General features: G+C 54.5%; 23 protein-coding genes. 10 read left to right on the top strand and 13 right to left on the bottom strand.

The annotated features are described in order from the left end of the window. Window positions 1-312: 312 nt before the first annotated feature. The 6 genes from JG725_RS06600 to JG725_RS06575 all read left to right on the top strand — a co-directional run bounded on the left by JG725_RS06600 (window position 313) and on the right by JG725_RS06575 (window position 6,336). On the top strand, window positions 313-1,203 hold the full coding sequence (locus tag JG725_RS06600; RefSeq protein WP_172289970.1) for a MurR/RpiR family transcriptional regulator: 891 nt from the start codon (window positions 313-315) through the stop codon (window positions 1,201-1,203). A gap of 72 nt (window positions 1,204-1,275) precedes the next feature. After that, a complete protein-coding gene (locus JG725_RS06595; protein ID WP_172289971.1) occupies window positions 1,276-2,409 on the top strand; it encodes an ABC transporter substrate-binding protein in 1,134 nt (377 codons plus the stop codon). Continuing rightward, window positions 2,409-3,530 carry an ABC transporter ATP-binding protein gene (locus JG725_RS06590; protein WP_172289972.1) on the top strand — a complete coding sequence of 374 codons (1,122 nt, stop codon included), beginning with the start codon at window positions 2,409-2,411 and terminating at the stop codon, window positions 3,528-3,530. Before JG725_RS06595 ends, JG725_RS06590 begins: the two co-directional genes overlap by 1 nt. Further along, the gene (locus JG725_RS06585) at window positions 3,527-4,378 is read left to right on the top strand and encodes an ABC transporter permease (protein ID WP_199377293.1); all 852 of its coding nucleotides are present in this window, start codon (window positions 3,527-3,529) and stop codon (window positions 4,376-4,378) included. Before JG725_RS06590 ends, JG725_RS06585 begins: the two co-directional genes overlap by 4 nt. Then, entirely contained in the window at window positions 4,375-5,154 is a 780-nt protein-coding gene (locus tag JG725_RS06580; protein WP_172289974.1) for an ABC transporter permease, read from the top strand. Before JG725_RS06585 ends, JG725_RS06580 begins: the two co-directional genes overlap by 4 nt. 30 nt (window positions 5,155-5,184) lie before the next feature. Beyond that, entirely contained in the window at window positions 5,185-6,336 is a 1,152-nt protein-coding gene (locus JG725_RS06575) for a Xaa-Pro peptidase family protein (protein ID WP_172289975.1), read from the top strand. 85 nt (window positions 6,337-6,421) lie between these two features. On the opposite strand, the gene JG725_RS06570 is transcribed toward JG725_RS06575, so the two are convergent. From JG725_RS06570 to JG725_RS06525, 10 genes are all read right to left on the bottom strand, one after another. Continuing rightward, the gene (locus JG725_RS06570) at window positions 6,422-6,913 is read right to left on the bottom strand and encodes a FidL-like protein (RefSeq protein WP_216660445.1); all 492 of its coding nucleotides are present in this window, start codon (window positions 6,911-6,913) and stop codon (window positions 6,422-6,424) included. A 2-nt stretch (window positions 6,914-6,915) separates the two neighbouring features. Beyond that, window positions 6,916-7,743, bottom strand: a complete 828-nt coding sequence (locus tag JG725_RS06565; protein ID WP_172289976.1) for a winged helix-turn-helix domain-containing protein — start codon at window positions 7,741-7,743, stop codon at window positions 6,916-6,918. A 121-nt stretch (window positions 7,744-7,864) separates the two neighbouring features. Continuing rightward, on the bottom strand, window positions 7,865-8,905 hold the full coding sequence (locus JG725_RS06560) for an AI-2E family transporter (RefSeq protein WP_172289977.1): 1,041 nt from the start codon (window positions 8,903-8,905) through the stop codon (window positions 7,865-7,867). Then, entirely contained in the window at window positions 8,892-12,038 is a 3,147-nt protein-coding gene (locus tag JG725_RS06555) for an efflux RND transporter permease subunit (protein ID WP_199377291.1), read from the bottom strand. Before JG725_RS06555 ends, JG725_RS06560 begins: the two co-directional genes overlap by 14 nt. Window positions 12,039-12,048: 10 nt before the next feature. Continuing rightward, window positions 12,049-12,939: an efflux RND transporter periplasmic adaptor subunit gene (locus JG725_RS06550; protein ID WP_199377289.1), complete on the bottom strand. Its 891-nt coding sequence runs from the start codon at window positions 12,937-12,939 to the stop codon at window positions 12,049-12,051. A gap of 64 nt (window positions 12,940-13,003) precedes the next feature. Continuing rightward, window positions 13,004-13,852, bottom strand: a complete 849-nt coding sequence (locus JG725_RS06545) for a glycyl-radical enzyme activating protein (RefSeq protein WP_199377287.1) — start codon at window positions 13,850-13,852, stop codon at window positions 13,004-13,006. After that, on the bottom strand, window positions 13,815-16,205 hold the full coding sequence (gene cutC / locus JG725_RS06540) for a choline trimethylamine-lyase (RefSeq protein ID WP_233356358.1): 2,391 nt from the start codon (window positions 16,203-16,205) through the stop codon (window positions 13,815-13,817). Before cutC ends, JG725_RS06545 begins: the two co-directional genes overlap by 38 nt. Beyond that, complete coding sequence (locus JG725_RS06535) at window positions 16,202-16,531, bottom strand: multidrug efflux SMR transporter (protein ID WP_172289981.1); 330 nt, start codon at window positions 16,529-16,531, stop codon at window positions 16,202-16,204. Before JG725_RS06535 ends, cutC begins: the two co-directional genes overlap by 4 nt. Further along, entirely contained in the window at window positions 16,528-16,881 is a 354-nt protein-coding gene (locus JG725_RS06530) for a multidrug efflux SMR transporter (RefSeq protein ID WP_172289982.1), read from the bottom strand. Before JG725_RS06530 ends, JG725_RS06535 begins: the two co-directional genes overlap by 4 nt. Before the next feature lie 75 nt (window positions 16,882-16,956). Beyond that, on the bottom strand, window positions 16,957-17,523 hold the full coding sequence (locus JG725_RS06525) for a YfaZ family outer membrane protein (RefSeq protein WP_199377285.1): 567 nt from the start codon (window positions 17,521-17,523) through the stop codon (window positions 16,957-16,959). Window positions 17,524-17,745: 222 nt separating this feature from the next. Here JG725_RS06525 and JG725_RS06520 point away from each other — a divergent pair, with 222 nt between their 5' ends. From JG725_RS06520 to tauC, 4 genes are all read left to right on the top strand, one after another. Further along, window positions 17,746-18,081, top strand: coding sequence for a hypothetical protein (locus JG725_RS06520; RefSeq protein WP_199377283.1), 336 nt, complete (start codon window positions 17,746-17,748; stop codon window positions 18,079-18,081). 270 nt (window positions 18,082-18,351) lie between these two features. Then, window positions 18,352-19,329: a taurine ABC transporter substrate-binding protein gene (gene tauA, locus JG725_RS06515; RefSeq protein ID WP_199377282.1), complete on the top strand. Its 978-nt coding sequence runs from the start codon at window positions 18,352-18,354 to the stop codon at window positions 19,327-19,329. A 57-nt stretch (window positions 19,330-19,386) separates the two neighbouring features. Then, window positions 19,387-20,184, top strand: a complete 798-nt coding sequence (tauB, locus tag JG725_RS06510) for a taurine ABC transporter ATP-binding subunit (protein WP_172289986.1) — start codon at window positions 19,387-19,389, stop codon at window positions 20,182-20,184. Window positions 20,185-20,186: 2 nt separating this feature from the next. Next, window positions 20,187-21,020 (top strand): taurine ABC transporter permease TauC, encoded by an 834-nt coding sequence (tauC, locus tag JG725_RS06505; RefSeq protein WP_199377280.1) that lies wholly within the window; start codon window positions 20,187-20,189, stop codon window positions 21,018-21,020. A gap of 40 nt (window positions 21,021-21,060) precedes the next feature. Here tauC and JG725_RS06500 read toward each other — a convergent pair whose 3' ends face one another. The 3 genes from JG725_RS06500 to JG725_RS06490 are packed head-to-tail and all read right to left on the bottom strand — an operon-like array spanning window position 21,061 to window position 25,024. Further along, window positions 21,061-22,608: a class I adenylate-forming enzyme family protein gene (locus JG725_RS06500; RefSeq protein ID WP_199377278.1), complete on the bottom strand. Its 1,548-nt coding sequence runs from the start codon at window positions 22,606-22,608 to the stop codon at window positions 21,061-21,063. Continuing rightward, window positions 22,605-24,029, bottom strand: a complete 1,425-nt coding sequence (locus JG725_RS06495) for an aldehyde dehydrogenase family protein (protein WP_199377276.1) — start codon at window positions 24,027-24,029, stop codon at window positions 22,605-22,607. The genes JG725_RS06500 and JG725_RS06495 overlap by 4 nt, the downstream gene beginning before the upstream one ends. Beyond that, window positions 24,026-25,024 carry an aliphatic sulfonate ABC transporter substrate-binding protein gene (locus tag JG725_RS06490; RefSeq protein WP_172289990.1) on the bottom strand — a complete coding sequence of 333 codons (999 nt, stop codon included), beginning with the start codon at window positions 25,022-25,024 and terminating at the stop codon, window positions 24,026-24,028. Before JG725_RS06490 ends, JG725_RS06495 begins: the two co-directional genes overlap by 4 nt. Window positions 25,025-25,210: the final 186 nt, after the last annotated feature.

Genomic DNA, 25,210 nt, shown 5'->3' with positions numbered 1-25,210 from the left:
TCTCACCTCGCGATTCATCTACATTTTGACAGAATCTGCCTTTGTTTTCGCCTGTTAACAGGAGGAATAGATAATAATGAACTATATTATCTATTTTATATTTTTATGGAATGATAGCTATCATGTAAATGAAACTATTAACAGCCTATATATGTGTCTGATATGTTTATTTCTTATTGCTGTAGCAATTGATTTAAATATATCCGTCTGATTTGCATTGTTTTTGCATGTCAGTTTTAAAAAAATGAATTTTATTGTTGCAAACACAACATGTTTGCATTTTACTGTAGTCACGAAATTATTGGGGTGTATATGAATTTCACAAGTCTGGTCGGTGAACGTTTTTCAAGTCTGACGCCGGCACAGCAGCTTATTGCTCGTTATATCGAAAGGAATAAGGAACGAGTGGCGTTCATGACGGCCAAGCAGTTAGCGGGGGCGATAAATGTGAGCGATGCGGCGATAATCCGGTTTTCTCGTGCATTAGGCTACCGTGGTTATACGCATCTGCGTGAAGATCTGGGCGAGGCGTTGATTGAAAAAACGGGCTTAAGCGGTGTATTCCAATGGGCTCCGATGTCATCAAGCGATACTGAATTAAAAGAACAGGTATTTGCAAATGGCAGTTTGTTAATAGAGCAAACCGCGGCCTTAAATCAACCGGAAACCATTGTTCGTATCGCCGATAAATTGGTGTCGGCCAGGCGTATATGGGTTACGGCGCATGGCACCACCCACGCCATGGCCGTCTATCTGGCAATGCAGCTCAATGTGCTGAAAAATGCGGAAGTGTTCAATATTGGCGTGGGCGACATCGCCGACCGTATAAGGCATGTGAGTGAGGAAGATGTCTTTATCGGCATCGGGTATGAACGCTATATTCCTTATACCATTGAAATGATGCATCTTGCTCGCCTTCGTGGGGCCTATATCGTCGCGGTGACCGATCGACCTTCATCTCCATTAGCTAACGAATCTAATGAGGCGCTTTATGTCGCCCACAGTACGTCGCAGGTAGCCTGGTGGTCACAGATCGGAACGTTGATTATAGCTGATTGGCTAATGTCACAAATGGTGGTGCGAAATACGGAAAATGTAAGAGGAAAACTACAAGAGTCGGATAAAGTTTGGGAATTGCTTGGTCATTGGAAAAATGACAACACCAGGGAAACACTTATAAATAAAAGATTAAATAAAAAGTAATATTTGTTGTTAATATATTATTTATACCAGAATGGAGTGGTTTTCGTTATCTGTTATCAAAGGACAATGAGTATGAGTAATAAAAATGAAGACAGACTTTCCACCGGTCAGGAATCAGCAGTGGAAAGTATTGATACCGTACGTCGCCGGTTAATAAAACAAAGCTCCATTATTAGCGCAGGCGTGGCGCTTGGCGCTTTTTCAGTTCCTGCGGCATTCGCCAAAGGAAATCAGGAAGTGATTGTCCGGGGATTAGGCGGCGCTTATCAGGAAGCAATGGATACCGCTATTTATAAGCCTTTTACGGCGGCAACCGGCGTTAATGTCAAAGTTATAACGACAACAGCCTCGCAAATATTGGCAATGGTAAAAGCTGGGCGGGTAAGCATCGATGTTCTGGATTTAGGCGATATTATTCAGTTTAATCTGGATAAAGCCGGCATATTAGCTCCCATCAATTACTCGGCAATGAAATTCTGTGATCCGAATGACATTCTGCCGGAACTTCGCCACCCGAATATGGTCGGCAACCTTTTGTTCGCCACCGTTATCGCCTACAACACCGATGTTTTTAGCGCAGAATCGCACCCTAAAAGCTGGGCGGAATTTTGGGACGCCAGGCAGTTTCCCGGCGCCCGAACGTTGGCGGATATGCGGTCCGGCGGGATTGATTTGGAGTTTGCGTTGTTGGCTGACGGTGTGGATAAATCGCAGATCTACCCTGTCGATATCGAGCGCGCGTTTGCCTCTTTAAGCAAAATCAAACCTTATGTTTCAAAATGGTGGGACACCGGCGCGGTTTCCGCGCAGTTACTGGAACGCAAAGATGCGGTAGTCGGCGCTATCTGGAACGGCAGGGCGCAGGCGTTAATCGATCAGGGAGCGCCGCTGGCGATCGAGTGGAATCAGGCTAAACAGCAGGTGCAATATTGGAGCGTGGTTAAAGGCGCGCCGAACCCTGAAAATGCGCAGTTGCTGATTGATTTCGCCTTGCAGCCGGAGGTTCAGGCCAAGCTGACCCAGTATATCGCCTATGGCCCGACGAATAAAAAAGCCTTCGACTTTGTGCGGCCGGAAGATCGGATGAAGCTGCCCTCGAACCCGGCATATTTTTCACATACTTTTGTGCAGGATGCGCAGTGGTGGTCGGAAAATCTGGAACAGGTGGGCAAGGTCTGGCAACCGTGGATCCTGGGTCAGGCTTAATGAGTGGCGCTAATTTGTTACTTCGTTCCCGCCAGGTGAAGGCGGGGGCGGAGCTTCGTCTGGAAGGGTTGACCCGGCGTTTTGGTCAGACGGCCGCGGTGGATAATCTGAATCTGAAGGTCGAACCGGGGGAGTTCGTTACGCTGCTGGGCGCCAGCGGGTCGGGGAAAACCACCACGCTGATGATGGTCGGAGGGTTTACGGCGCCGACCGCCGGTCGGATCCTGATCGGCGGCAAGAATGTGACGGATTTACCGCCCGCCAAACGGGATCTGGGGGTGGTGTTCCAGAATTACGCCTTATTCCCGCATCTCTCGGTGTTCCGCAACCTGGCATTTCCGTTGGAAATGCGCGGCGTGTCGGGGAAAGTCATCCGGCGGAAAGTGGCCGATGCCCTGGACATGGTGCAGTTGTCCGATAAAAGTCAGCGGCTGCCCGATGAGTTATCCGGCGGGCAGCAACAGCGGATCGCCCTGGCCAGAGCATTGATTTTCGAACCTCAGGCGCTGTTGATGGACGAACCGCTGGGGGCGCTGGATAAAAAACTTCGCGAGTATATGCAACTGGAATTAAAACGCCTGCATACATCATGCGGAGCGACGGTTCTGTTTGTCACCCACGATCAGGAAGAAGCGCTCACGCTTTCCGATCGGGTGGCGGTTATGCAGGATGGACGGATTGCGCAAATCGACACCCCGCAATCTTTGTACGAGCGGCCGGAAAACCGCTGGGTCGCCGAATTTATCGGCCAGTCCAATTTCATTGGCGGGTATATCGATGGGGTTGATGCCGCGGGCTATGACGTCAGGCTGGATAGCGGCGAACGGGTCCGCGGGCGGGGAGTCAGGCATCTGTCCGGCGGACAGCGTGTATCCGCAGTGTTGCGCCCGGAGAAGATTCGTCTGGCGGCGGCGGGGCGGCTGGCGGTCAACGCGGTGGTCAGTGAAGTGTTGTATCTGGGACATACGGTGAAAGTGACCGTGCGGCTTAATGATGGCACGGCGCTGCTGGTTCAGACTCAGAATATCGATCTGGAAAGGGCGATAACCCCCGGGATGACGATTTCTCTCGGCTGGCGGCCGGAAAGCCTGTGGTTTATTGCCGGAGAACAAGGCGCATGAGTTCACCGATACCGGCCCGGCGGCATTGGAAGCCCTGGCTGCTGCTGGCGCCGTCGTTGCTGGCGCTGCTGATATTTTTTATTTATCCGTTGATAAAAATGCTTAGCGTCAGCGTCTATAGCCCGGATTTTACCTGGATGCACTACCTGCGGATTATCCATGAGCCTGTTTGGTTGAATGTGCTGTGGATCACCCTGCGTATTTCCCTGTTAGTGACGTTAAGCACCTTGCTGCTAGGTTATCCTTTGGCCTGGTTTCTGGCAAGGCTGCAACCCCGTACGGCGAATATCTTGCTGATTGTGGTGATTATTCCTTATTTCACCAGTGTGCTGGTACGCACTTATGCCTGGATGGTGTTATTGGGGAGCGAAGGTATTATCAACCAGCTTTTAATCACCACCGGGTTAATCAGCGAACCGCTTAAGCTGATGTATTCCTCAACGGGCGTGTTGATCGGTATGACCTATATTCTGCTGCCTTATATGATTCTGGCGCTATACAGCGTAATGCGCGGAATTGACCTGGGATTGCTGAGCGCCGCGGAAAGCCTGGGGGCTTCCCGTCGCCGGGCCTTTTGGCGGATCGTCGTTCCTCTCTCTTTGCCTGGCGTGGCGGCCGGCGGGTTGCTGGTGTTCATTTTGTCTCTGGGGTTCTTTATTACGCCTGCGCTGATGGGCGGCCCGCAGCAGACAATGATTTCGATGGTGATTGAAAGCCAAATAGAAACTTATTTCGACTGGGGATTCGGCGCTGCGCTGTCATCGGTATTGCTGGTCTGTACGTTATTGCTATTCTGGCTTTATCAGCGGCTGATCGGGTTAGATCGCTTGTTCGAGGCAAAACAATGAGTACCATCAAACCGGGGCTGTTTTCGCTGATTATGGCGATACTGGTGCTGTTATTTCTGGCGTTGCCCATCATGATTATTTTCCCGCTGGCGTTTAGTCAGTCGGCCTATCTGACTTTTCCGCCTGGCGGATTTTCCCTGCGCTGGATGGAAAAGGTGCTGACCGATACGGGCTGGCTGGATTCGCTATGGCTGAGTTTCCGTATCGCTATGATGGCGACGCTACTGGCGATGATATTAAGCCTATTTATGGCGATGGCATTGGTTCGCTTTCGTTTTACCGGTAAGAAAATTATCTATGTGTTGGTATTACTGCCGATGATCGTTCCTAATATTATATCGGCGCTCTCATTGTTATTTTTCTTTTCCGCTGTGGATATATTTAATAGCATCAGCGCGATTATTATTGGTCATACGATAATTTCATTACCTGTGGCGACGATTATTATTTCCTCCACTTTACAGGGAATAGACCGCCAGCTTGAGTATGCGGCGATGAGCCTTGGCGCCGGCAGCTTTGCCGTGTTTCGGCGTATTACCTTTCCACTCGCCGCCCCGGGCATGATATCGGCGGCGATTTTCGCGTTTCTCAGCTCTTTTGATGAGTTATTGATTGCGATGTTTATGGCTGGCAATGAAGCGCAAACGCTATCGGTGCGCATATGGAACAGCGTACAGTTCCAGCTCGATCCGACTATTGCGGCGGTGAGCGTATTGCTGGTTCTGATTACCATTGTCACGTTGCTGACCGCTAACTTAATAACAAGAAAACGATAGCAATATTGTGAGTTTTTTGAAGGAATAAAAATGAATAGTCATCAAAATTTGATTTTTTCATTAGAAGAATATCATCAGCGCGTCGAACAGACGCGTTCTCATATGCGCGCCAAAGACGTCGATCTATTATTGATCGACCAAACGGAATTTTTATTTTATCTGACCGGATTCGGCATTTCCGAAAATATGTACCGCGCCTGTTTATTACCGCTAGAAGGTGAACCGGTGATGGTATTCCGTGCGATGGATGAGCATACTTTTCAGGAAAACAGTTGGATAACGGATACCGTGACTTTTGCCGACTGGCAAGATCCTATCGACGTGGTCGTCGACACCATCGTGCGGCGTGGCTGGGAGCAACTGAAAATCGGCGTCGATTTTGATTCTTACTGTATGACGTTGAACCGTTTTAATCGCCTGCAACGCCGTCTTGCCACCCAGCCTTTCCGCGATTTTTCCGGGGTACTGGAACGGCTGCGGGAGTGCAAAACGCCACGGGAGATTGACTATATTTCCGCAGCCGCGCGGGTGGGCGATATCGCTTTGTCCGCCGCGGTCTCCGGGCTGGGCGTAGGCAAGACCGAACGTGATGCGGCGGCTATCGTCCATCAGGTGTTTATGCAAAACGGGTTGGATTCCTCCCGCTACGGCATTATCACCAGCGGCGTCGGGAACAGTTTTTTGCACGGTAATCTGCACGATCGGCCGCTGGCGACGGGGGATATTGTCCATATGGAGCTGTTGCCAATTCTGCATGGCTACCACGCCCGATTGATGCGCCCGGCGATCGTCGGACGGGCATCGCAACGACAACAGGAGATAGCGGAACAGCTAATCAAGATTCAGGACGCGCAGTTTGCCGCCATGCGGCCAGGCGCGCTGGCGAAAGATATTGACGCGTTGGCCCGCGATGCCGTGCTGGCGGCCGGCCTGCGGGAAGATTATGTCAATATTACCGGATATACATTGGGGTATTATTCGCAATCTACGCCTCATACCAGCGATTTCAGCCGCGTCTTTTTACCCAACGCGGAGTGGCGTCTCAAACCGGACATGGTATTTCATATGTATATTTATGCCGAGGGGCTGGCTTTCAGCGAGACCATTGCCATTACCGGGCAGGGATACGCCCGTTTAACCCGGGCGCCGCGTCAGTTATTTATCGCCGACAGTATTTGCTGACGCTTGCCTCGTATGCTCGGCAGCGCGCATACGAGGCATTATTCCCGATTGAGATCGTTTCCCGTTGCCGCAACGCAACGGGCGTTTAATAGGTGGTACAGGTGAAAAGGTAAGAAATCGGGCCGCCAATCAGATAGGATTTGTCCTGAATGGGAATCACATCCAGTTGCAGCGTCCTATTATCGATGATTAATTCCGCGAGCAACTGATTGAATAGCGCATCCGGGGTGTTATCCGTTGGCGAGGCCACAATGTCGTTGATCTGGTATCGGAAGGTATCGCTATCGATTTTCCCTCCTTGTCCCAGATGGAGTGTACGGTTGAGAACCGTGATATTTTCATTATGGATAGCGCGGCCGTTCAGTAAAAAATAGCCTGAATTTTTGTCCTGAAAGCGCAGATCCTGTGCAAGATAAAACTCCAGATGATTATCATCCTGTGACAGGTTATAGCGGGTAAAGGCCGAACACTTAAATGGCCAGATAGTGTGCTGACTGGAAAAAAGCACGGCAAATAGCACAATCAGCAGCGACAGAATACCGATGGCGATGACCGTATGGCGGCTGAATTTTTTCAACGTTATCTCCAGTCGTAATAATAAAAATTATCGCAGGAGATAATGTCATTTTTTATCCCCAGTTGACAAAATGACAACATGGTGCGGCCATAACTTTGTGTGGAATAGGACGTATAATTATCGAAAATGATTTTTCGGTTTTTGCCGCACTGTAATTTATTCTCATCAAGAATTTTTACGATCTGTTTATCGATCGCTTCCCGATCTTTGCTATCCATGTTTTTGAGATAGGTGACGTTGCAATCTCCCTGCAACACATCATTCACCGGCTCGATCTCCCGCTCTTCCAGGGGATCCCGGAACTGGAGAAGCAGCAATCCCACTAACAGCAGACTAAAGCCGACGCACAAAATCAGAAACCAGGTTTTTCTTTTGTTGTTGCTGCCATTTTGTGCCGGATTCGCCGGTGTTTCGGGGGGCTGAACTGCGGACGGCGCCTGTTCGACGGGTGGCGTTTCCTCCACGGGCAGCGGTTGCTCCAGGGATAAAGGCGGCGCAGCGTCATCGCGATGGATGGGGATATCGGTGTTCAGACGAAAACCAATTTTGGGAATGGTGACGATCAGATTTTCACAGCCATAGCCGGCCAGAGCGCGGCGCAGGATGCTGATATATTGGTTGAGATTGCTATTGGTGCCGCGCAGGCCGTATTTGTCCCATACCTCGGTCAGCAGATATTCCCGGGTCAGGGTTTCTCCGCCGGAGAGCAGCAACTGTTCGAGCAAACGGCAGGCGGGGATGCTAAGTTTAATAAAATCATCGTCTTGATGGTTTACCAGGGTACAATCATCGGGATTGAATCTGATCTCCTCCGCTATGATATAAATCATCAAGTTACCTGTAGAAAGGGACGGCCTGCCAAGTAACGGTGATTATATAATGGAGCTTTCCGCAAAGTATAGTTTACGTCCGCCACTGCTGGCGGATTGCCACGTGGCGGAATAGGTCGGTTCAGGCGCCGGGGGCTTTTGCCGCCAGCAGAAAAGCCAGTTTTCTGCCGCCGCGGATTTGCTCCAGCGTTAATTTGACCGACATGGTCAGCGGCACGGCCAGCAACACGCCGGTCATTCCCAGCAACCCTTCCCATACCAGCAACGATATGATCACGGTGCTGGTGGACAAATTGAGCTTACGCCCGATCAGGTAGGGATCCAGCAGGCATCCCACGATCAGGTTAATCAACAGAAACGCCAGCAGCACCAATGCGCCGGTTGCAAAGCCGTTAAACAGGAATGCCTGGATCAAGGGCGGGACGGCGGCGACCACGGAACCCACCACCGGAATGAAATTCAGCAGAAACGCCAGCACGCCCCAGATGAAAGAAAATTTCACGTTCAGCAGGAACAGGGCGGCCCAGACCGCCAGACCGCTCAGCAGGCTAATCAGCGTTTTTAACACCAGATAGTGCGTCACATAGCCTATTCCCTGGCGAATGGCGTCAATGCCGGCGGAAGAGTGCCGCAACAGACGATGGCTTTTGGCGGCCAGCGCAGGCGCCTCTATCAGCATAAATATCACCATCAGGAATACCACCAGCACGGCTGACAGGATCCCGGATATCCGGCCGACGGTCCGGGTCGCCATTCTCAGGAGCTGGCTGGGATCGATTAAGGCCATCACCTCATCTGGCGTCAACGACAGCCCCGCCCGCGTAAGCGGTTCCAACACGGTAATGAGATGAGCGGCCAGCAATCCGCGCATTTGGGCGATCATTTGCGTCAGTTCGGGCAGCGCCCCCATGATTTTTACCAGCGAAAGCAGCAGAGCGATCAACAGACTCACGCTTAGCAGCGCAATGGCGGCAAGGCGCGGCAGCCCCAGACGCGACATCATGACGATCAGTGGTTCCAGGACAATCGCCAGAAACAAAGCCAGCAACAGCAGCACGATAATCGGTGCGGCGAGGCGAATGCCGATCATGACTATCACCAGGCAAGCGAGCAGCAACATGCCTCTTAGTACGGTATCACGCGAGCGATCAATGTTGTTCATGCCGATGTCCTTCTGATGGTGTGTGCTCCCCGGAAGCCGCCGGTTGGTGAAAGCGTTCCCGCAGCGTCTGAATATGCAGATATAACGCCGGAATAAACAGTATGCCGACGGTCGTGGCGGCAAGCATGCCCGCGAACAGCGTGACGCCGATGACCTGCCGGCTCAGCGCACTGGCGCCGCCCGCCAACATGAGCGGCACCACTCCAATAATAAATGAAACGGCGGTCATGATAACGGCGCGGAAGCGTTGCCTGGCTCCCTGAAGCGCGGCCTGTTGCAGACTGTATCCCTGGCTCCGCAGGCTGAGGGAGAATTCAACGATCAGTATGGCATTTTTGGCGGCCAAACCAATGAGCAGCATCAGGCCGATTTGCGCATAGATATCGTTGGACAGACCGGTCAGTTTGAGTCCGGTTACGGCGCCCGCCAACGCAAAAACCACTGAGAGCAGTACCGCCGCCGGGATACTCCAGCTTTCATATTGCGCCACCAGAAACAGATAGGCGAACACCAGCGCCGCCAGGACGAGATAGACAATCTGTCCGCCGGTCTGCTGTTCCTGTAGGGATAATCCACTCCAGCTGTAGCCATACCCTGACGGTAAATGTTCCGACAGCACCTGTTCCATCACCTGCATTGCCTGTCCCGAGCGTACCCCTTGCGCCCCGGAGCCGGCGATCGCCACCGACGGAAATAGATTGTATTGGGTCACAAAGGGCGAACCGAGCGACGGCTGTAGCGACACCAACTGGCTGAGATTCACCAGCGCGCCGCTGTCGCTGCGCACCGACATCCGGTGGATTTGTTCGCTGCGTTGCCGGAAGCTCATCTCATTTTGCACCTGTACCCTGAACAAACGGTTATGGTGGGTAAAATCGCCGGCCAGCGTGCCGCCAAACGCGGTCTGAAGCGTGGCGAACAGACGGTCTACCGGCACCTGCAACAACGCCGCGCGTTCACGATCGATGGTCAAGGTATATTCCGGCGCGCTGGCGCTGAACGTGGTAAACACGCGCTGTAATTCGGGCTGCTGATTGGCCGCCATAATGATGGCGTGGCTGATGCGGGCCAGCTCCTGCGGCGACTGTCCTTCAAAAGCCTGAAGTTGCAGATCAAAGCCGGCGGCATTTCCCAGACCGCTGATGGGGGGAGGGGCGACCACCATCAACATCGCCGACGGCACGGCCATAAGCTGTTGCTGGATCTCCGGCAATAGCCGATCGACGCTCGGGCGTTCTTCCCAGGGTTTCAGCATGATAATCGCAAACCCGGTATTGGCGGCGTTGCCGCCGCCCATCAGGCTGAAACCGGCGACCTTGATCACGTCCTCAACCGCCGGATTGGTTGAAAGATGCTGATACATCTGATCCAGTACGCTCTGGGTGCGTTCCAACGAGGCGCCATCCGGTAGTTGCACATTCACAAACAGATAGCCCTGATCTTCCTGCGGCAAAAAGGTGGTGGGAAGCTGACGGTAACATAGCCAAGTGATCGCCACGGCGCCGGCAATAACCACCAGGGTAACCGTGCCATAGCGGTTGATGGCATTGCTCATTTTCACGTAACCTTCCCGGGTCGCGCCAAGCAGCCGGTTGAATCCGGCAAAAAATCCTGCCGGTGGCGACGGGCGAGGACGTAAAAGCAGCGCCGACAGCGCGGGGGTCAAGGTCAGGGCGTTGGCGCTGGAAAGCACCATGGCGGTGGACAGCGTAACGGCAAACTGGCGGTACAGCTCGCCGGTGATGCCGGGCAGCATCGCGACCGGCACAAACACCGCCAGCAGCACCAGCGTGGTGGTAATAACCGGCCCGGCGATCTGGCCGACCGCCTCCCTGGTGGCCTGAAGCGCGCTTTTCCCTACGGTTTCGCTCATTAGCCGTTCGACGTTTTCCACCACCACGATGGCGTCGTCGACCACAATATTCAGCGCCAGAATCATGGCGAACAGGCTGAGCATATTCAGGCTATAGCCGGTCAAATACAGTACGGCCACCGTACCCAGCAGCGAGACCGGAATGGTCAGCGCCACAATCAGGGTGGCCCGCAGGCTCTGCATAAACAGATAGACTACGGCCAGTACGATCAGCAGCGTCAGCGCCAGCGAAAACAGGATCTCCTGCAATGAGGCGCGAACCGAGTCGCTGGCGTCGAATTTCACCTGATACTGGATGTCGTCGGGAAAATCGACGGCCAGACGCGCCATCTCCTGATTAATCGCCCTCACCAGACTCAGCGCATTGGCCCCCGGCGCCGGATAAATCATCAGCAGTACCCCGGGGGTATTGTTTACGGCCGCATTAATCTGATAATTTTCCGCGCCCAGTTCGATTTTAGCGATGTCTCCCAGCCGCACCATCCCGCCCTGAGCATTGCTGCGCAGGATAATCCGGGAGAAGGCTTCCGGGGTGGCGAGCCGGCCTTGTCCGCTCAGGGTCAGCGTTTGCTGTTGTGATACGGGCGCCGGGGCGGCGCCTAGCTGGCCTGCCGCCGCCTGTACGTTTTGCTGTCTCAGCGCGGCGATCAATTCGTCGCTACTGATGTGCAATGCCTCCATCCGTTGCGGATCGAGCCAGATGCGCATGCTGTAATCCCGTGCGCCCAACATGTCTACTTCGCCAATACCGTCAATGCGGGCCAGTACGTCAATCAGGCGCTGACGGGCAAAATGACTCAGGTAGAGATTATCAAAGGTATTCGCGGGTGAAACGATGCTGATCCCCATGAGAATATTGGTGGCGCGTTTACGGACAGTCACGCCCTGACTGTTCACTTCCGGCGGTAGCTGGGCGCTGATCTGAGAGAGTCGGTTTTGCACTTCAACCATCGCCATGTCCGGGTCGGTTCCACTGGCAAAAGTCATATTCAACTGGTAGCGCCCATTGTTGCTGCTGTTCGACTCCATATAGAGCATATGGCTGACGCCGTTGAGCTGTCGTTCAATCGGGCCGGCTACCGCCTGCGAGACGTCGCGGGCGCTGGCGCCCGGATAGAAGGCGCTGACGCCGATCACCGGCGGCGTGATATCCGGAAATTGTTCCATGGCAATAAGCCGTAGCGCCAGCAATCCGCATAGCGCCGTGATCAGCGCGATAACCATCGCCAACTTGGGTCTTCTGATGAAAAAATGTAACACGGTTCCCTCCTTAGCGGCTGGCGGCCGCCGGTGTATGCAACGTGACATTGACCACGCCGCCCGGCAGCAGCTTTTCCTGAGGATTGGGGACTTGCAGGCGCAGCGCGACGGTGCCGGTCAGCGGATCGATGTGGTTATCAAGGGCGTCAAAGATACCGCTATAGGGATAAGGTGAGCCGTCGCTCAGTCGTAACCGAAGCGACAGACGGTCAAGCCGCGGCGCGCCGTCGGCATCGTTTTTCGACAGATTACGCAGATAGTCCGGTTCGTTGACCGCGATAACTACCCGCAGCGGATCAAGCTGCGTTACCGTCGCCAGCGTGCCGGTCGCCGGCCCGACCAACGTTCCCTGGTGATAGGGACTATGGCTGATGCGTCCGCTGAAAGGCGCGCTAATACGGGTATAGCCGAGCGAAATCTGCTGCGTAGTCAGTTCGGCCTGCGCCTGCGCCAGCGTCGCCTGGGCGATATCCCAATTGGCTTTGGCCGTATCCTTATCCGCCTGGCTGACTGCCCGACTGACCGTAAGCCGACCGAGGCGTTCAAAATGCAGCCGGGCGTGGTTGGCGCCGGCTCTGGCGCTGGCGACGGCGGCTTTGGCCCGGGCAACTGCGGCCTGCTGCTGCGCCGGATCAATCTCAAACAGCAGTTGACCGGCCTCAACCCGGTCGCCGTCGTGAAAATGACGCCGGGCGATAATGCCTTCCACCCGCGAGACGATGTCAGCGGAACGCAGGGATTCAACGCGCCCCAGATAAGTTTGCGCCGCTTCCTGATGCGCGTTGGCGACGCTGACCGTAGCCGCCATGGGGCCGTCCGTTGCCAATGCCGGCCCGGATAGCAGTAAACTCAGCAGCAACAGGCTTACCCGCGAGATCCTGTTATTAAACATATCTTTCATAATGTGCAACCTGGTCGAAATAGGAGGCCGGCGGCGAACCAGAGCGTCAGCCCCGGTCTGCGGCTCAGGCGATACAGTGCGACAGCGCCGTTGTGCTCAAACCGTGACGTTCCGCCGCGCGCTGCAATGCGGCGATGTCGGCCGGGCCGGGATTGGGGTGCAGTTCGCCATAGCGATAAGGTTTGCCCAATAGCGCATATTTATTCACGCCGAAACGGTGGTAAGGCAACAAATCAATGCCGGTAAAGCAGCGGCTGTGGCGGCTGAGCGCACGGATTAGCGCCATCATTTGCTCCGCCTGTTCCGGCCCGTCATTGACCTGCGGGATCGCCGGAATTCGGATACGCACCGGAATATCCCCGGCCAGCAGTCGTTGCAGATTACGCAAAATAGGCCGATTGCCGACGCCGGTGTAATGCAGATGCATGCTGTTATTCGCCAGCTTCAGGTCATACATGATTAATTGACTGTATTCACAGGCTTGCTCCAGCGCTGACCACGGAGCAAAACCGGAGGTTTCCACCGCGGTATGAATACCTTCTTCCCTGAGCGTGGCCAGCAGCGCGCGGGCGAACGCCGGCTGAAGCGCCATTTCCCCGCCGCTGAGCGTGACCCCGCCGCCGGAGACCCGATAGTGCACTTCGTCAGCCATGACTTTTTGGCGAACCTGTTCGACGGAGTAAATCTCGCCGACCCGGCGCGGCGCCGAAGCGCCGGCAAACCGCATCTCGCTATGGGGTGAAATCCCCTCCGGGTTGGCGCACCAGGCGCATTGCATCGGGCAGCCTTGTAAAAACACTACCGTGCGGATGCCCGGCCCGTCGTGCAATGAAAAGCGCTGGATATTGAATACCCGACCGCGACAGTGCCGCAGATCAGAAGTGGCGCAGCAGGGTGCGGCTGATGATTTCATCCTGTACCTCCCGGCTAAGTTCGACAAAAAATGCGCTATAACCGGCGACCCGGATCATCAGGTTGCGGTAGGACTCCGGATCTTGCTGCGCTTTCAATAGGGTGTCGTTATCCACATAGCTGAACTGCATCTGCGCATTGCCCAGCAGGCTGGCGCTACGCAGCAGATGGATGATCCCCTGTTCGCCTTCCGGCGTATCCAGCATGCCGTACAGCAGCTTGAAGTTATGCACCATGCCGATTTCCATCTCTTCGACGTTAATACGGCTGATGGAATTGATAATGGCCGTCGGCCCGGCGACATCCGACTGCTGGGACGGGCTGATGCCGTCGGCCAGCGGTTGCCCCGCCAGACGGCCGCTGGGCAGCGCGCCGGTGATCAGTCCGAACGGGGTGTTGTTGGAAATGGACAGCGTACCGTGAGTGAACGGGCCGTACAGCATACGGTACTGACGGTGCTCATATTCCATAAAGCGGATCAGATCGCGGGCGATCAGGTCGACTTCCTCGATATCGTTGCCGAATTTGGCGACATTTAGGCACTGTTCCCGCAGTTCCGCGTGGTCGCAGAAGTTATGACGCAGCGCCAGCGCCATTTCCGCCGCCGTGACTTTGCCCTGACGATAGACCAGTTCGCGCATCACCATCATCGAGTTGGCGAAGTCCGCCATACCGGTCCAGATCAGCCCCGGGCCGTTATTGATTTCGGCGCCGCCGTGCATCACATCGCGCCCGGAGGCGACGCAGCCCTCGATCAGGCAGGAGATCAGCGGTTTGGGCGCATAGCTTTTGTGCAGTTTCTGTACGATCAGCGTGGCTCTGGCCGCCTGACGAATAATATGGCTTAACTGGGTTTTAACCGCCTGTTCGAAAGCGGCATAGTCCGTCAGAGTGCTGATGTCGCCGGTGGCGGGGCCAGCCTGTTTACCATTGGCGCGCTTGCCGTTGTTTATCGCCAGCTCAATGGCGGCGGTAAACGTTGTGTAGCCGACGGAGGTCCACTGATAGATTTTGCCTGATTTTTGCGGCTCCACGCAGCCCATCAGGCAGTAATCGCGGGCGTCTTCGTAGTCAAAACCTTTGCGCAGCATCATACGGATATGCGCGTCATCAAAGTGACAGGCGGGAAAGCCCATGCCGGCGCGGATCACCTCCACCACTTTGCGCATGAAATTCTGCGGCGTACGGTTATGGATCCGCACCGCCAGCCCCGGCTGATACAACTTCAGCTTGCGCGAACAGTCCATAAACAGCAGAGAGAGCGGATTGGTGGCATCGCCGCCTTCGCGTTTCTGGCCGCCGACCACCAGATTAATAAAAGGCTGATAGCCGGCAAAGTACATGGCGGTATCGGCGCTGCATACCCACATGCATTCCGACATTTTGATCATCCAGCAGCAGATCAGCTCTTCTGCCTGCGCTTCCGTCAGCGTGCCGTTCGACAGATCGGCTTCCAGATAAGGCCATAGATACTGATCGGCCCGCCCGAGAGAGATGCCGGTTTGGTTCTCCTCCAGAATAAACAGGGACTGAACGAACCAAACGGATTGCAGCGCTTCATGGAAGTTGCGCGGCGGATGTTCCGGCACGCGCAGGCAAATTTCCGCCAGCCGCTCCAGCTCCGCCTTGCGCGACAGCTCAGTCTGCCGTTCGGCAAGCTGTTGTGCATAGGCGGCGTAGCGGTGCGCATATTCAATCACGCCGTCGCAGGTGTTGATCACCGCCTGATGGAAATGTTGTTTTTCCATCTCTTCATCACTGACGCCAGAGAGGGCGAGCAGCGACTGGCGCGCCTGTTCCCGAATGCCGGCCATGCCCTGGGTCAGCAGGATATTGTCATACCCCGGACAGGTATCGCCGCCGCCATTCTGGGTTTTAATGGTTAAATCGCAAATGTTTTCATCATGGCTCCAGGCCCACAACCCGGCCTGACGCAGTTGGGTTTCCGCCATCTCATCCAGTGAACGCCCTTGCCAGAACGGGAAAATGCGTTCACGCAGCTCCTGCTTGTCGGCTTCGCTGATAAAGTAAGGATCCTGAGCGCGCTCGGTCATGGTGTCCAGTTCGTCCGCCACCCAGCGCCAGGCGATTTCCGGCGAAATTTCGCCGCCGCGCGCCCGGCCCGCGGGATGGCTGATAATCAACTCGCCTTCTTCTATCACCAACGGCGCGATTTGGCAGGCGCGGCGAAAAGCCAGCGCACGCAGCAAAATGGCGGGCATGCCGGGGTGGCGTTGATAAATTTCCGTTACCGCCCGGGCGCGTGAAATGGAAATAAAGGGCTTGGCCTGCAAATAGTGGTTACGCAGCCTGTTGATGCGTCCGGATAATTCATTTTTGTGGTTGTTCATCATTTGAATAATCCCATGGTTATACAGCCGGTGACGATAAAACACAGACCGATTACGCCGAATCTATCCGGTTTCTGCTGATAAAAAATAAATCCTGAACAGGCAATCAAAATGATGCCCAGCCCGCACCACAAGGCATAAGCCAGTCCGGGAGAAATAAGCGACATTGCCTGAGCCAGTGCGTAGAAACAGACCAAATAGCACCCGATCACCAGCACTGACGGAATAAATTTACGAAAATTCTGGGTTTTTAATAGCAGGCTGGTGCCGGTGACTTCCAGCAATACCGCGATAAATAACCACAACGTCGCCATAAGCAAAATTGTCATATTCTTTCCGCCTGTGTTTCGGTATTTGACAGTAAATTAATAATCAGCACGCCGATAATAATTAACCACATGCCAATCAGTGCCCCGCTCTGTAATGTTTCATTGAATAAAATAGTGCCGAGGATATTGGTCGCCAGAATGCCGATACCGGACCAAATCGCGTAGGCAAAACCCATTGGAATTCGATTCAACGCCAGCGTCAGGGTGTAATAAGAAACGGCATAACCGAGGGTTGCAAATACCGATGGGATCGCCCGACTAATACCGTCGGATAAAATCAGCATAGTGGTTGCAAATATTTCAGTAATTACCGCGATAAAAAGCCAGAAATAACATTTACCACGACTCATTGATCTGTCCTGATGTTAATAAACGTGCGCTCTTGACGAGCGCACAACAAAGGTTGGGTAGGGATAGAAATTTATTTAGAAACTCACTTGGCCGCCAACGTAAGGGCCTTCCACCAGACGTTCATTAGGGCGCTGGTTTTTGCCGTCCATACCGATATAGCGATAACCGGCTTTCAGCGTCAGCGGTTGCACCGGCTTCCAGCTCAGACCGGAATCCACATCCAGATAATTTTTTGTGCTGTTGCTCAACTGACGGGGAGCGGTATAAGCGCTGGCATACAGCCCGACCGAGTCGCTAACCGGTAATTGCACGCCGGCGCCGACCGGGAAAACCACGCCTTCGCTGCTGCCGTTGGAACCTTTGATATAATTAGCCTGAATGCCGAGATTGACCAGCGCCGGACCGGCGGGAAGATTGATCCCGGTTTCGGCCCCGGCCACTTCACGGCCGTTTTCATTATTTTTAACCCAGCCGCCGTTGATATACAGGCCGGAAGAGTGTTGTCCCATTCCGATATTCACGTCGGTAAAGTTTTTACCGACATCAACGCCGCCTTCAATTGCCTGCGCCGCCGGGATACTCATCATTGCTGCCAGTGAGAAGCCGATTACCGTCGTGATGTTTTTTACTGATGTACGCATTTTCATTTACCTTTTTAGTCTGAGGATTGATGAAACCACCGTTAAAGCGGATGGGTTTCGTTGAGGCATATGAAACATCACTGATACGATTCGGCACAATTTAATTATGAAAAAACACAATATTTAGTTTTTTATTCCAATAATTATTTCATATTTATACTTACATCCTGTTTTCTGCGCCAGAGGATAAGCCGCGGACGTGGTCGAGGTGAAAGGCGTGGCATGAAGCTGGGAATTATCGGGCAAATCACCCGACAGATAACGCGCATGGCGTTGGAAGAGCTAAAGGATATTCTGGTTCTGAATAGAAATTTTTACCTGAGCATCAATCTTGATATTAACGACGTCCTGGAGATCGAGTTTCAGTCCTATCTTGATGAGCTTGTTGAACCGCCCGGAGAGCAATGTCCGAATTCGGCCGGGCAGGGATGGTATTTTGATAAACCGATGAACGGTGAGAATTTCAAAGATTATTACCATGAAAAGACTATCGATAAATTTCGATGTCGATGCGTTTGCTTATTTCACTATGACTTGAACGCGCTGCCGGGAAATTAGGTTCGCTGCGTCGCCGCCTTTCTATAACTCGAAATCTATTGGATAGGTTACATCTCCGGTTTTGGATCGTGCGATTTTATAGACGTTTTTTAGAAAATATTAGTTTTATAAGTTATATAGATAACGTGTTTATATCCATTGCTTTCATCGTATATTGTGCTGATAAAAGAAAGGAAAGTAACATTTCTATTTAATACGCTAAATAATTCGAGTCGCGGGAAAGCCAACGCATATGCAACTTGAAGTATGACGAGTATATAGGGGATGACAATGAGATATCTGTTTTTACGGCCGGTGTTAGCCGCAACGATGTTAATCAGTTTGAGCTTTATGGCGAGCGCCGCCGATCTTACCGTGGCGTACCAAACGATCCCGGATCCTTCGCAGGTGGCTCAGGCCGATGGCGTTTATGAAAAAGCGACCGGTTTGAAAATAGACTGGCGAAAATTTGACGCCGGTGCGGAAGTGATCGCCGCGGTGGCCTCCGGCGATGTGCAGATAGCCTATTTGGGATCCAGTCCCTATGCCGCCGCGGTGAGTCAGAAAGTCCCGGTTGAAACATTGTTGATCGCCTCCAAACTGGGGGCCAGCGAAGCGCTGGTGGTGCGCAACGGGGCCGGTATCGAAAAGCCCGAAGATTTGATCGGCAAGAAGGTCGCGACGCCTTTTGTTTCCACCAGCCATTACAGTTTGCTGGCCGCGCTTAAGCACTGGAATATCGATGCGAAAAAAGTACAGATCCTGAATCTGAATCCGCCGGCTATCAGCGCTGCCTGGCAACGTGGCGATATTGATGCCGCCTATACCTGGGATCCGGCGCTTGGCGTGGCGAAATTGAGCGGCGATGTTTTGATCTCTTCCGGGGATTTGGCCAATCTCGGCGCGCCGACGTTTGATGTCTGGCTGGTACGCAAGGATTTTGCCGAGAAGCATCCGCAGGCGGCAAAAGCGTTTGCCAACGTCACCCAGGATGCCTATACCCGCTACCGCCAGGATCCGCAAGCCTGGCTGGCGGATAAAAGCAACATCGATAAGCTGGTGAAAATCACCGGCGCCAAAGCGGAAGATATCCCCGGTTTGTTGCAGGGAAATACCTATCCTTTGGCGGAGGAGCAACGGGAGTCCCTTGCCGAGCCAACCGTGAAGGCGATTAGCGATACGGCGGCGTTTCTCAAGGAACAGGGACGCATTGATGCGGTTTTACCCGATTACTCGCCCTATGTTACCGCCAGGTTTGTTCCCGAATGATGTTTGACGCGCCCGCGCGCCTTGCCGGCGCGGGCGTGATTTGCCAGCGTATATACGATGACATTACTGAAACTTGAACGGGTTAGCGCTCGTTATACCAATAGCGAACAGGCGGTATTGGAAAATATCTCTTTTACGCTATCCGCCAGACAATTGATGGTGGCCTTGGGCCCGTCGGGCAGCGGAAAAACCACGTTGCTAAATTTGATAGCCGGATTTCTCCATCCCGTTGCGGGGGCTATTTCGCTTGACGGCGAGGCTGTTGCCGGGCCGGGGCCGGATCGCGGCGTCGTGTTTCAGCACGATGTATTACTGCCCTGGCGGGACGTACTGGGCAATGTGGCCTTTGGGCTGGAACTGGCCGGCGTGCCGACGGTCGAGCGCGAACAGAAGGCGCGGCGGTTGTTGGCGCAGGTCGGATTGAGCGGCTATGACCGCCGGGCGGTGTGGCAGCTTTCCGGCGGGCAGCGGCAGCGTGTCGGTATTGCCAGAGCGCTGGCGGCCGATCCGCAGGTTTTACTGCTGGATGAGCCTTTTGGCGCGCTGGATGCGTTCACGCGTGAACAGATGCAGGAACTGTTGCTCACGGTGTGGAAAAAAACGGTTAAGCCGGTTTTTTTGATCACGCACGATATTGAAGAAGCCATCTTCCTCGCTACCGATCTGATCGTTATGTCGCCCCATCCAGGACGGATTATCGAGCATCTGAAGCTTGAATTTGGCTCACGCTATGCGGATGGGGAAAGCGCGCGGGCCATAAAATCCGATCCGTCGTTTATTGATATGCGAGAACATGTTCTTTCCCGCGTGTTCGCCGAACGCGAACAGTTTTCAAACCGCGATGAGGATACATAGCCATGAGCGCTGTCGAGAACCCGACCACACAGCAAAATGCCCCCCGGAAACGGCCAACGGTTACCAAACCGCTCCCGCTCTTTGCCGTCAGCACTATCAGCATCAGCGCGCTGTTGCTGGCATGGTGGCTGGCAACCCGCTTCAATGTCATAGAACCGTTATTTCTTCCTGCGCCTGGCGCGGTATTACGGCGGTTTTGGCAGTTGGTTACCGTCGGATATATGGATGCCACGCTGTGGCATCATTTGTCCGCCAGCCTGCAACGTATCGGGTTGGCGCTACTGGCGGCGTTATTGACGGCGATCCCGCTGGGCGTCGCTATCGGCCGTAGCCGGATTGCCCGTGGGGTGTTTGATCCGTTAATCGAGTTCTATCGACCCATCCCGCCGCTGGCTTATCTTCCGCTGATCGTTATCTGGTTCGGCATTGGCGAGTTTTCCAAGGTGTTGTTGATTTATCTGGCTATTCTCGCTCCTATCGTGATTGCGACCGCCGATGGCGTGCGCAGTGCGGACCCAGCCAGGATCCTCGCGGCCCAGACACTGGGGGCGACGCCGTTACAGCTTATCCGCTATGTCATTTTCCCCGGCGCGCTGCCGGATATTCTGGTCGGGGTGCGAATCGGGCTGGGGGTGGGCTGGTCAACGCTGGTCGCCGCGGAACTGGTGGCGGCGACGCAAGGGCTGGGATTTATGGTACAGGCCGCCTCACAGTTTTTGGTGACGGAGGTGGTGATTCTGGGGATCCTGGTGATTGCGAGCATCGCTTTTGTGATGGAAATCGGGCTGCGCTACCTGCAACGCAAGCTGACTCCCTGGCACGGACGGACGCCGTAGCGGTTATCCCGTTGATATTCACTCGCGGCGCGTTGCCTGGCTAGGTTTGGGCGTTAAGCGTATTCGCCGAATTAACCATCAGTTGTTCACCCAGCTTAAGGCGCTGAATTTTACCGGAAGCGCCGCGAGGCAGGCTGGTCACCAGATAAAAATAACGCGGCGTTTTGTATTTCCCCAGTTTTTCCCCGCACCATTCGCGCAGCGCCTCTTCATCCAGCCGGCAACCGGCCTTAAGGACGATGGCGGCGGCGATGTCCTGTCCGTAGTCGGCGTCGGCAATGGCGAAAGCGGCGGCCTCCATAATCGTCGGGTAGCTGACCAGCGCATCGTCGATTTCTCGTGGCGCGATATTCTCGCCGCCTTTTATAATCAGCTCCTTCAGCCTGCCGGTAACAAAATAGAACCCGGTATCATTGCGATAGCCTAAATCACCGGTGTGTAGCCATCCGTCCCGATCGATGGCGGAGGCCGTCTGAACGGCATCTTTGTAGTAGCCATTCATGACGCCGGCGCCGTGCAGAATAATTTCCCCCACGCGGTTATCCGCCAGCCGTTCCCCTTGCTTATTGATGACCGCCGCCTCGACGCCGCAGGGTAGCCCGACGCTGCCGAATACCCGTTGTGCGTGAGGATTACAGAAAACCAGCGAACTGGACTCCGTCATTCCCATGCCCTCAATCACCGGGATGCCGAAACGTTGCTCAAACTGTTCATGGTGTGTCTGAGGTAACGGCGCGGAGGCTGAACGGGCAAACCTTATCCGAGGATAGCGCCGTGCGCCGCCGGTATCGGCATTTAATAAGAACGCAATCATGGTGGGCACCAGATTCAGCCAGGTGCAGCGATGGTTCTCGACCGTTTTCCACCATGCGGAAACGGAGAAACGCCGCATGGCGACCAGACTGCCGCCTGAAAAGAGCGGAACCAGTACGCCGATAACCCAGCCGTTAATATGGTAAACCGGCAGGGTGCTCAGCAAACGATCCTGCGGGCCAAGCCGGTGCCAGCGGCTGATTTCACCCGCGGCGGCGAACAGGTTGGCATGGCTGAGCAACACGCCCTTCGGGTTTCCGGTGGTGCCGGAGGTGTACATCAGTAACGCGGGGTGCGCCGGCGCCGGCCGGTAGAGCGGGATGGAATGCCTGGATAACGGTTGTTCGGCGGCAGGCCAGCGCTCGCGGGTGATCATCAACGGCCTTTCCTGCGCGGGAAGCCGTTGCAGTATGCCCTGCAAGCGGGGAGTGAGCTGGCGCGTGGTGAAAATGATCCGCGCGTCGCTGTGGGGAATAATTCGCGCCAGCGCATCGTCGGTCGCCAGCAGGTTAAGCGGCGCCGCCACATAGCCGGCCAGCATCAAAGAGAGCGCCAGTCTGACGGTATGAAAACCGCCTTCCGACAGAAAGGCGATGTTATCTCCCGGCCGGCAGCCTTGCTCGTGCAGCCATGCCGCCGTGGCGGTGGTGCTCTGTAATAGCTGAGAGAAACTCAGGGCGTCAGGCGATTCGCCGGCGACGATAAACGGCGCGTCCGGGCGCTTAGCCGCCTGCCGCAATAAAATGTCCTGTAGCGTAGCGGGTTGCGTGCTCATGGATAGCGCCTGTGCAAATAGCCGCCCAGAACGTCTTCCAGCGCCGGTACGTTTTCGGGTATCGGCGATGAAATCCTGACCAGATTAAAAAAATGACGGTAGTTGAGATTGTCCGAGAAATGATTCTTGCCCCAGGTGCCGCAGCCGAGCGTCAGGGTAAAAGGCAGGCCGTTGTTGAAATTGCCGCCGGTGGCGAAACAGTGCGCCTGATTGACGATAACCCGGCTGGCGGGCAGCAGCAGCCCGGCCTGCAAGGCCTCGTTGTTGTCGCGGGTATGCAGGCCGACCGAGTGTCCGGCGCCTTGCCAGCGGTAGATCGCCTGTACCGTCTCACAGGCATGGTGAAAATCTTTTACCTGGTACAGAGTCAATACCGGAGAGAGTTTTTCGCCGGAGAAAGGGAACGCCGGGCCGATCCCTTGCTCTTCCACCAGTAGAAAACGCGCCTCATGACACGTTTGTCGCGTCAATCCGGCAATTTCCGCTAGCCGGCTGACGGGGCGGGCAATACTGTGGCGGGCCAACTTCCCCTCCGGCCAGAGCGCCTGCTGTAGCTGCCGTTTTTCCGCCGGCGTTAATAACACGCCGCCCTGATCCAGCAATGCCGCAATGGTTTGCCGATAACGGGAAGCGGGAATAATCAGGCTATTTTCCGCGGAACAGCTGGTGGCGTTGTCAAAGGTTTTGGATGCGGCGATGCGGGCGGCGGCGGCCTCAATATCCGCGGTTTCACTGATGATGCTGGCGACATTGCCGGCGCCGACGCCAAAGGCCGGCGTGCCGCTCTGCGCCGCGGCGGCAATATTTTTTGGCGAACCGGTGGCGATGACCAGATCGGCCTGTTGCAGTAACGTTTCCGTTTGGGCGCGATCCGCCGGGATAGGCAGCATCTGTACCAGTTCGCGCGGAGCCTGCACGAAATCCAGTTCGTGATGGATATACTCCAGCATGCGGGCGCACACCTTTGCCGCGGCGGGGGAGGGCGCAAGAATAATGGCGTTGCGGCATTTGATCGCGTTGATGATGTTATTGATCACCGTGGCGACCGGGTTGGTGGACGGCGTGACTGCCGCGACAACCCCCACCGGCCGTGCGATTTCAATAATGCCTTTAGCGGGAATTTCATTAATGACCCCGACGGTGCGTTTTCCCTGAAGATCGCGCAGCAGGCCGATGGTTTTGCGGTAATTCTTCGCCACTTTATCTTCGATGTCGCCCAGGCCGGTATCCGCAACGGCCTGTGCCGCCAACGCCCGGTTATTCTCCGGGTGAATAATCGCCCAGGCCGCCGCGTCAACCACCCGATCGATTTGTTGTTGATGGTAATGTTCAATACCTTGCTGAGCATGACGAGCCTGTTCAACCAACCTGCTTACCGTCGAGCGATGCGCCGTCCGGTTGCGCTCGCCGCCAGCCGTCATTGGCTTTGCCCCGTAGTCGGATGCCAGATCGCGACCTCCTGAGCGTTGATACGCTCGGGCAACAGGCCTTCATTAAAAAAGGCATCGGCGATATGTTGTTGTTCACCCAAACTTTGCGGCGTGACCGGCCGTACCTGATAGGTGCGGTTGGCGTTAGCCAGCTTGACCGTATCGCTATCCAGATTGCCCCACTGCGGCCCCAGCAACGCCGCCGCCTGATCAGGATTCGCCTTCACCCACTGGCCGGTTTTTTCCAGTTGTTGAAAAATAATATTCAGAATTTCAGGATGTTGGCGGGCGTAGTTCGTTGCGGCAAGATAATAGCGCTGATAGCTCGCCAGCCCTTCGCCATCGGCCAGCACCCTGGCTTTTTGCTGAACGATGGCGCTGGAGACGAAGGGTTCCCAGGTTACCCAGGCGTCAACGTTGCCATTTTCCAACGCCGCCCGGCCGTCGGCCGGCGTCAGGTAGGCTGGCGTAATATCTTTAAAAGAGAGATTGGCCTTGGCGAGCGCGGCGATCAGCAAGAAGTGGCTGCCTGCCGCCTTGGTGACGGCAATGCGCTTGCCTTTCAACTCCGCCAGGCTGTTGAGCGGCGAATGATCCGGCACCAGAATCGCCTGCGCCGCGGGGGAGGGGGTTTCCAGCGCCACGTAGGTCAGCTTTGCCCCGGCCGCCTGTGCGAACACCGGTACGGTATCCGCCACGTCGGCGGAAATATCCACATTGCCCAAATTAAGCGCCTCCAGTAACGGCAATCCGCTGGAGAACTCATGCCAGGTAACCTTTACCCCTTGTTCATTGAGCGTTTTTTCCAGAGCGCCCTGCAACTTCAGAATGGTGAGCAGCGTAGACGATTTTTGGTAGCCAATGCGCAGCGTCGATTCAGCCTGAGCCGGGGGAAGCGTGAATATCGATAATATGAAAATGAATAATAAAAACAGCGGCAAGGCGACTAATCGTCGGCGATTAGCCCAATATAATAATAGCGGCATAGTTGGCATCCCATAAAATAGAGAAAACAAAAGCTATGCTTGATAAAAAAATAAAAACTGTCAAAGACGATAGTTGTCTTTTTATTGCCGGTTTTTCACTATTGGATATGCCTTAATGCTATTTTAAGAAAAGTAAATGCGTCTCGGACGTGGAGTAAAATAAATGGCAAGTAATGGTGCGATTTT

The sequence above is a fragment of the Brenneria sp. L3-3C-1 genome (assembly GCF_016456245.1).
In the GTDB taxonomy this organism is placed as follows: Bacteria; Pseudomonadota; Gammaproteobacteria; order Enterobacterales; family Enterobacteriaceae; genus Brenneria.
This window is presented reverse-complemented; position numbering and strand designations above follow the sequence as displayed.

Excerpts from the sequence above, each read along its gene's own strand:
- tauA (WP_199377282.1), top strand. The coding sequence starts at position 18,352 with ATGAGATATCTGTTTTTACGGCCGGTGTTAGCCGCAACGATGTTAATC.
- tauB (WP_172289986.1), top strand. The coding sequence starts at position 19,387 with ATGACATTACTGAAACTTGAACGGGTTAGCGCTCGTTATACCAATAGC.
- JG725_RS06545 (WP_199377287.1), bottom strand. The coding sequence starts at position 13,852 with ATGAAATCATCAGCCGCACCCTGCTGCGCCACTTCTGATCTGCGGCAC.
- JG725_RS06595 (WP_172289971.1), top strand. The coding sequence starts at position 1,276 with ATGAGTAATAAAAATGAAGACAGACTTTCCACCGGTCAGGAATCAGCA.
- JG725_RS06575 (WP_172289975.1), top strand. The coding sequence starts at position 5,185 with ATGAATAGTCATCAAAATTTGATTTTTTCATTAGAAGAATATCATCAG.
- JG725_RS06585 (WP_199377293.1), top strand. The coding sequence starts at position 3,527 with ATGAGTTCACCGATACCGGCCCGGCGGCATTGGAAGCCCTGGCTGCTG.
- JG725_RS06565 (WP_172289976.1), bottom strand. The coding sequence starts at position 7,743 with ATGATTTATATCATAGCGGAGGAGATCAGATTCAATCCCGATGATTGT.
- JG725_RS06500 (WP_199377278.1), bottom strand. The coding sequence starts at position 22,608 with ATGAGCACGCAACCCGCTACGCTACAGGACATTTTATTGCGGCAGGCG.
- JG725_RS06520 (WP_199377283.1), top strand. The coding sequence starts at position 17,746 with ATGAAGCTGGGAATTATCGGGCAAATCACCCGACAGATAACGCGCATG.
- JG725_RS06560 (WP_172289977.1), bottom strand. The coding sequence starts at position 8,905 with ATGAACAACATTGATCGCTCGCGTGATACCGTACTAAGAGGCATGTTG.
- JG725_RS06550 (WP_199377289.1), bottom strand. The coding sequence starts at position 12,939 with ATGAAAGATATGTTTAATAACAGGATCTCGCGGGTAAGCCTGTTGCTG.
- JG725_RS06495 (WP_199377276.1), bottom strand. The coding sequence starts at position 24,029 with ATGACGGCTGGCGGCGAGCGCAACCGGACGGCGCATCGCTCGACGGTA.
- JG725_RS06580 (WP_172289974.1), top strand. The coding sequence starts at position 4,375 with ATGAGTACCATCAAACCGGGGCTGTTTTCGCTGATTATGGCGATACTG.
- JG725_RS06535 (WP_172289981.1), bottom strand. The coding sequence starts at position 16,531 with ATGACAATTTTGCTTATGGCGACGTTGTGGTTATTTATCGCGGTATTG.
- JG725_RS06490 (WP_172289990.1), bottom strand. The coding sequence starts at position 25,024 with ATGCCGCTATTATTATATTGGGCTAATCGCCGACGATTAGTCGCCTTG.
- JG725_RS06600 (WP_172289970.1), top strand. The coding sequence starts at position 313 with ATGAATTTCACAAGTCTGGTCGGTGAACGTTTTTCAAGTCTGACGCCG.
- JG725_RS06525 (WP_199377285.1), bottom strand. The coding sequence starts at position 17,523 with ATGCGTACATCAGTAAAAAACATCACGACGGTAATCGGCTTCTCACTG.
- JG725_RS06590 (WP_172289972.1), top strand. The coding sequence starts at position 2,409 with ATGAGTGGCGCTAATTTGTTACTTCGTTCCCGCCAGGTGAAGGCGGGG.
- JG725_RS06530 (WP_172289982.1), bottom strand. The coding sequence starts at position 16,881 with ATGAGTCGTGGTAAATGTTATTTCTGGCTTTTTATCGCGGTAATTACT.
- tauC (WP_199377280.1), top strand. The coding sequence starts at position 20,187 with ATGAGCGCTGTCGAGAACCCGACCACACAGCAAAATGCCCCCCGGAAA.
- cutC (WP_233356358.1), bottom strand. The coding sequence starts at position 16,205 with ATGATGAACAACCACAAAAATGAATTATCCGGACGCATCAACAGGCTG.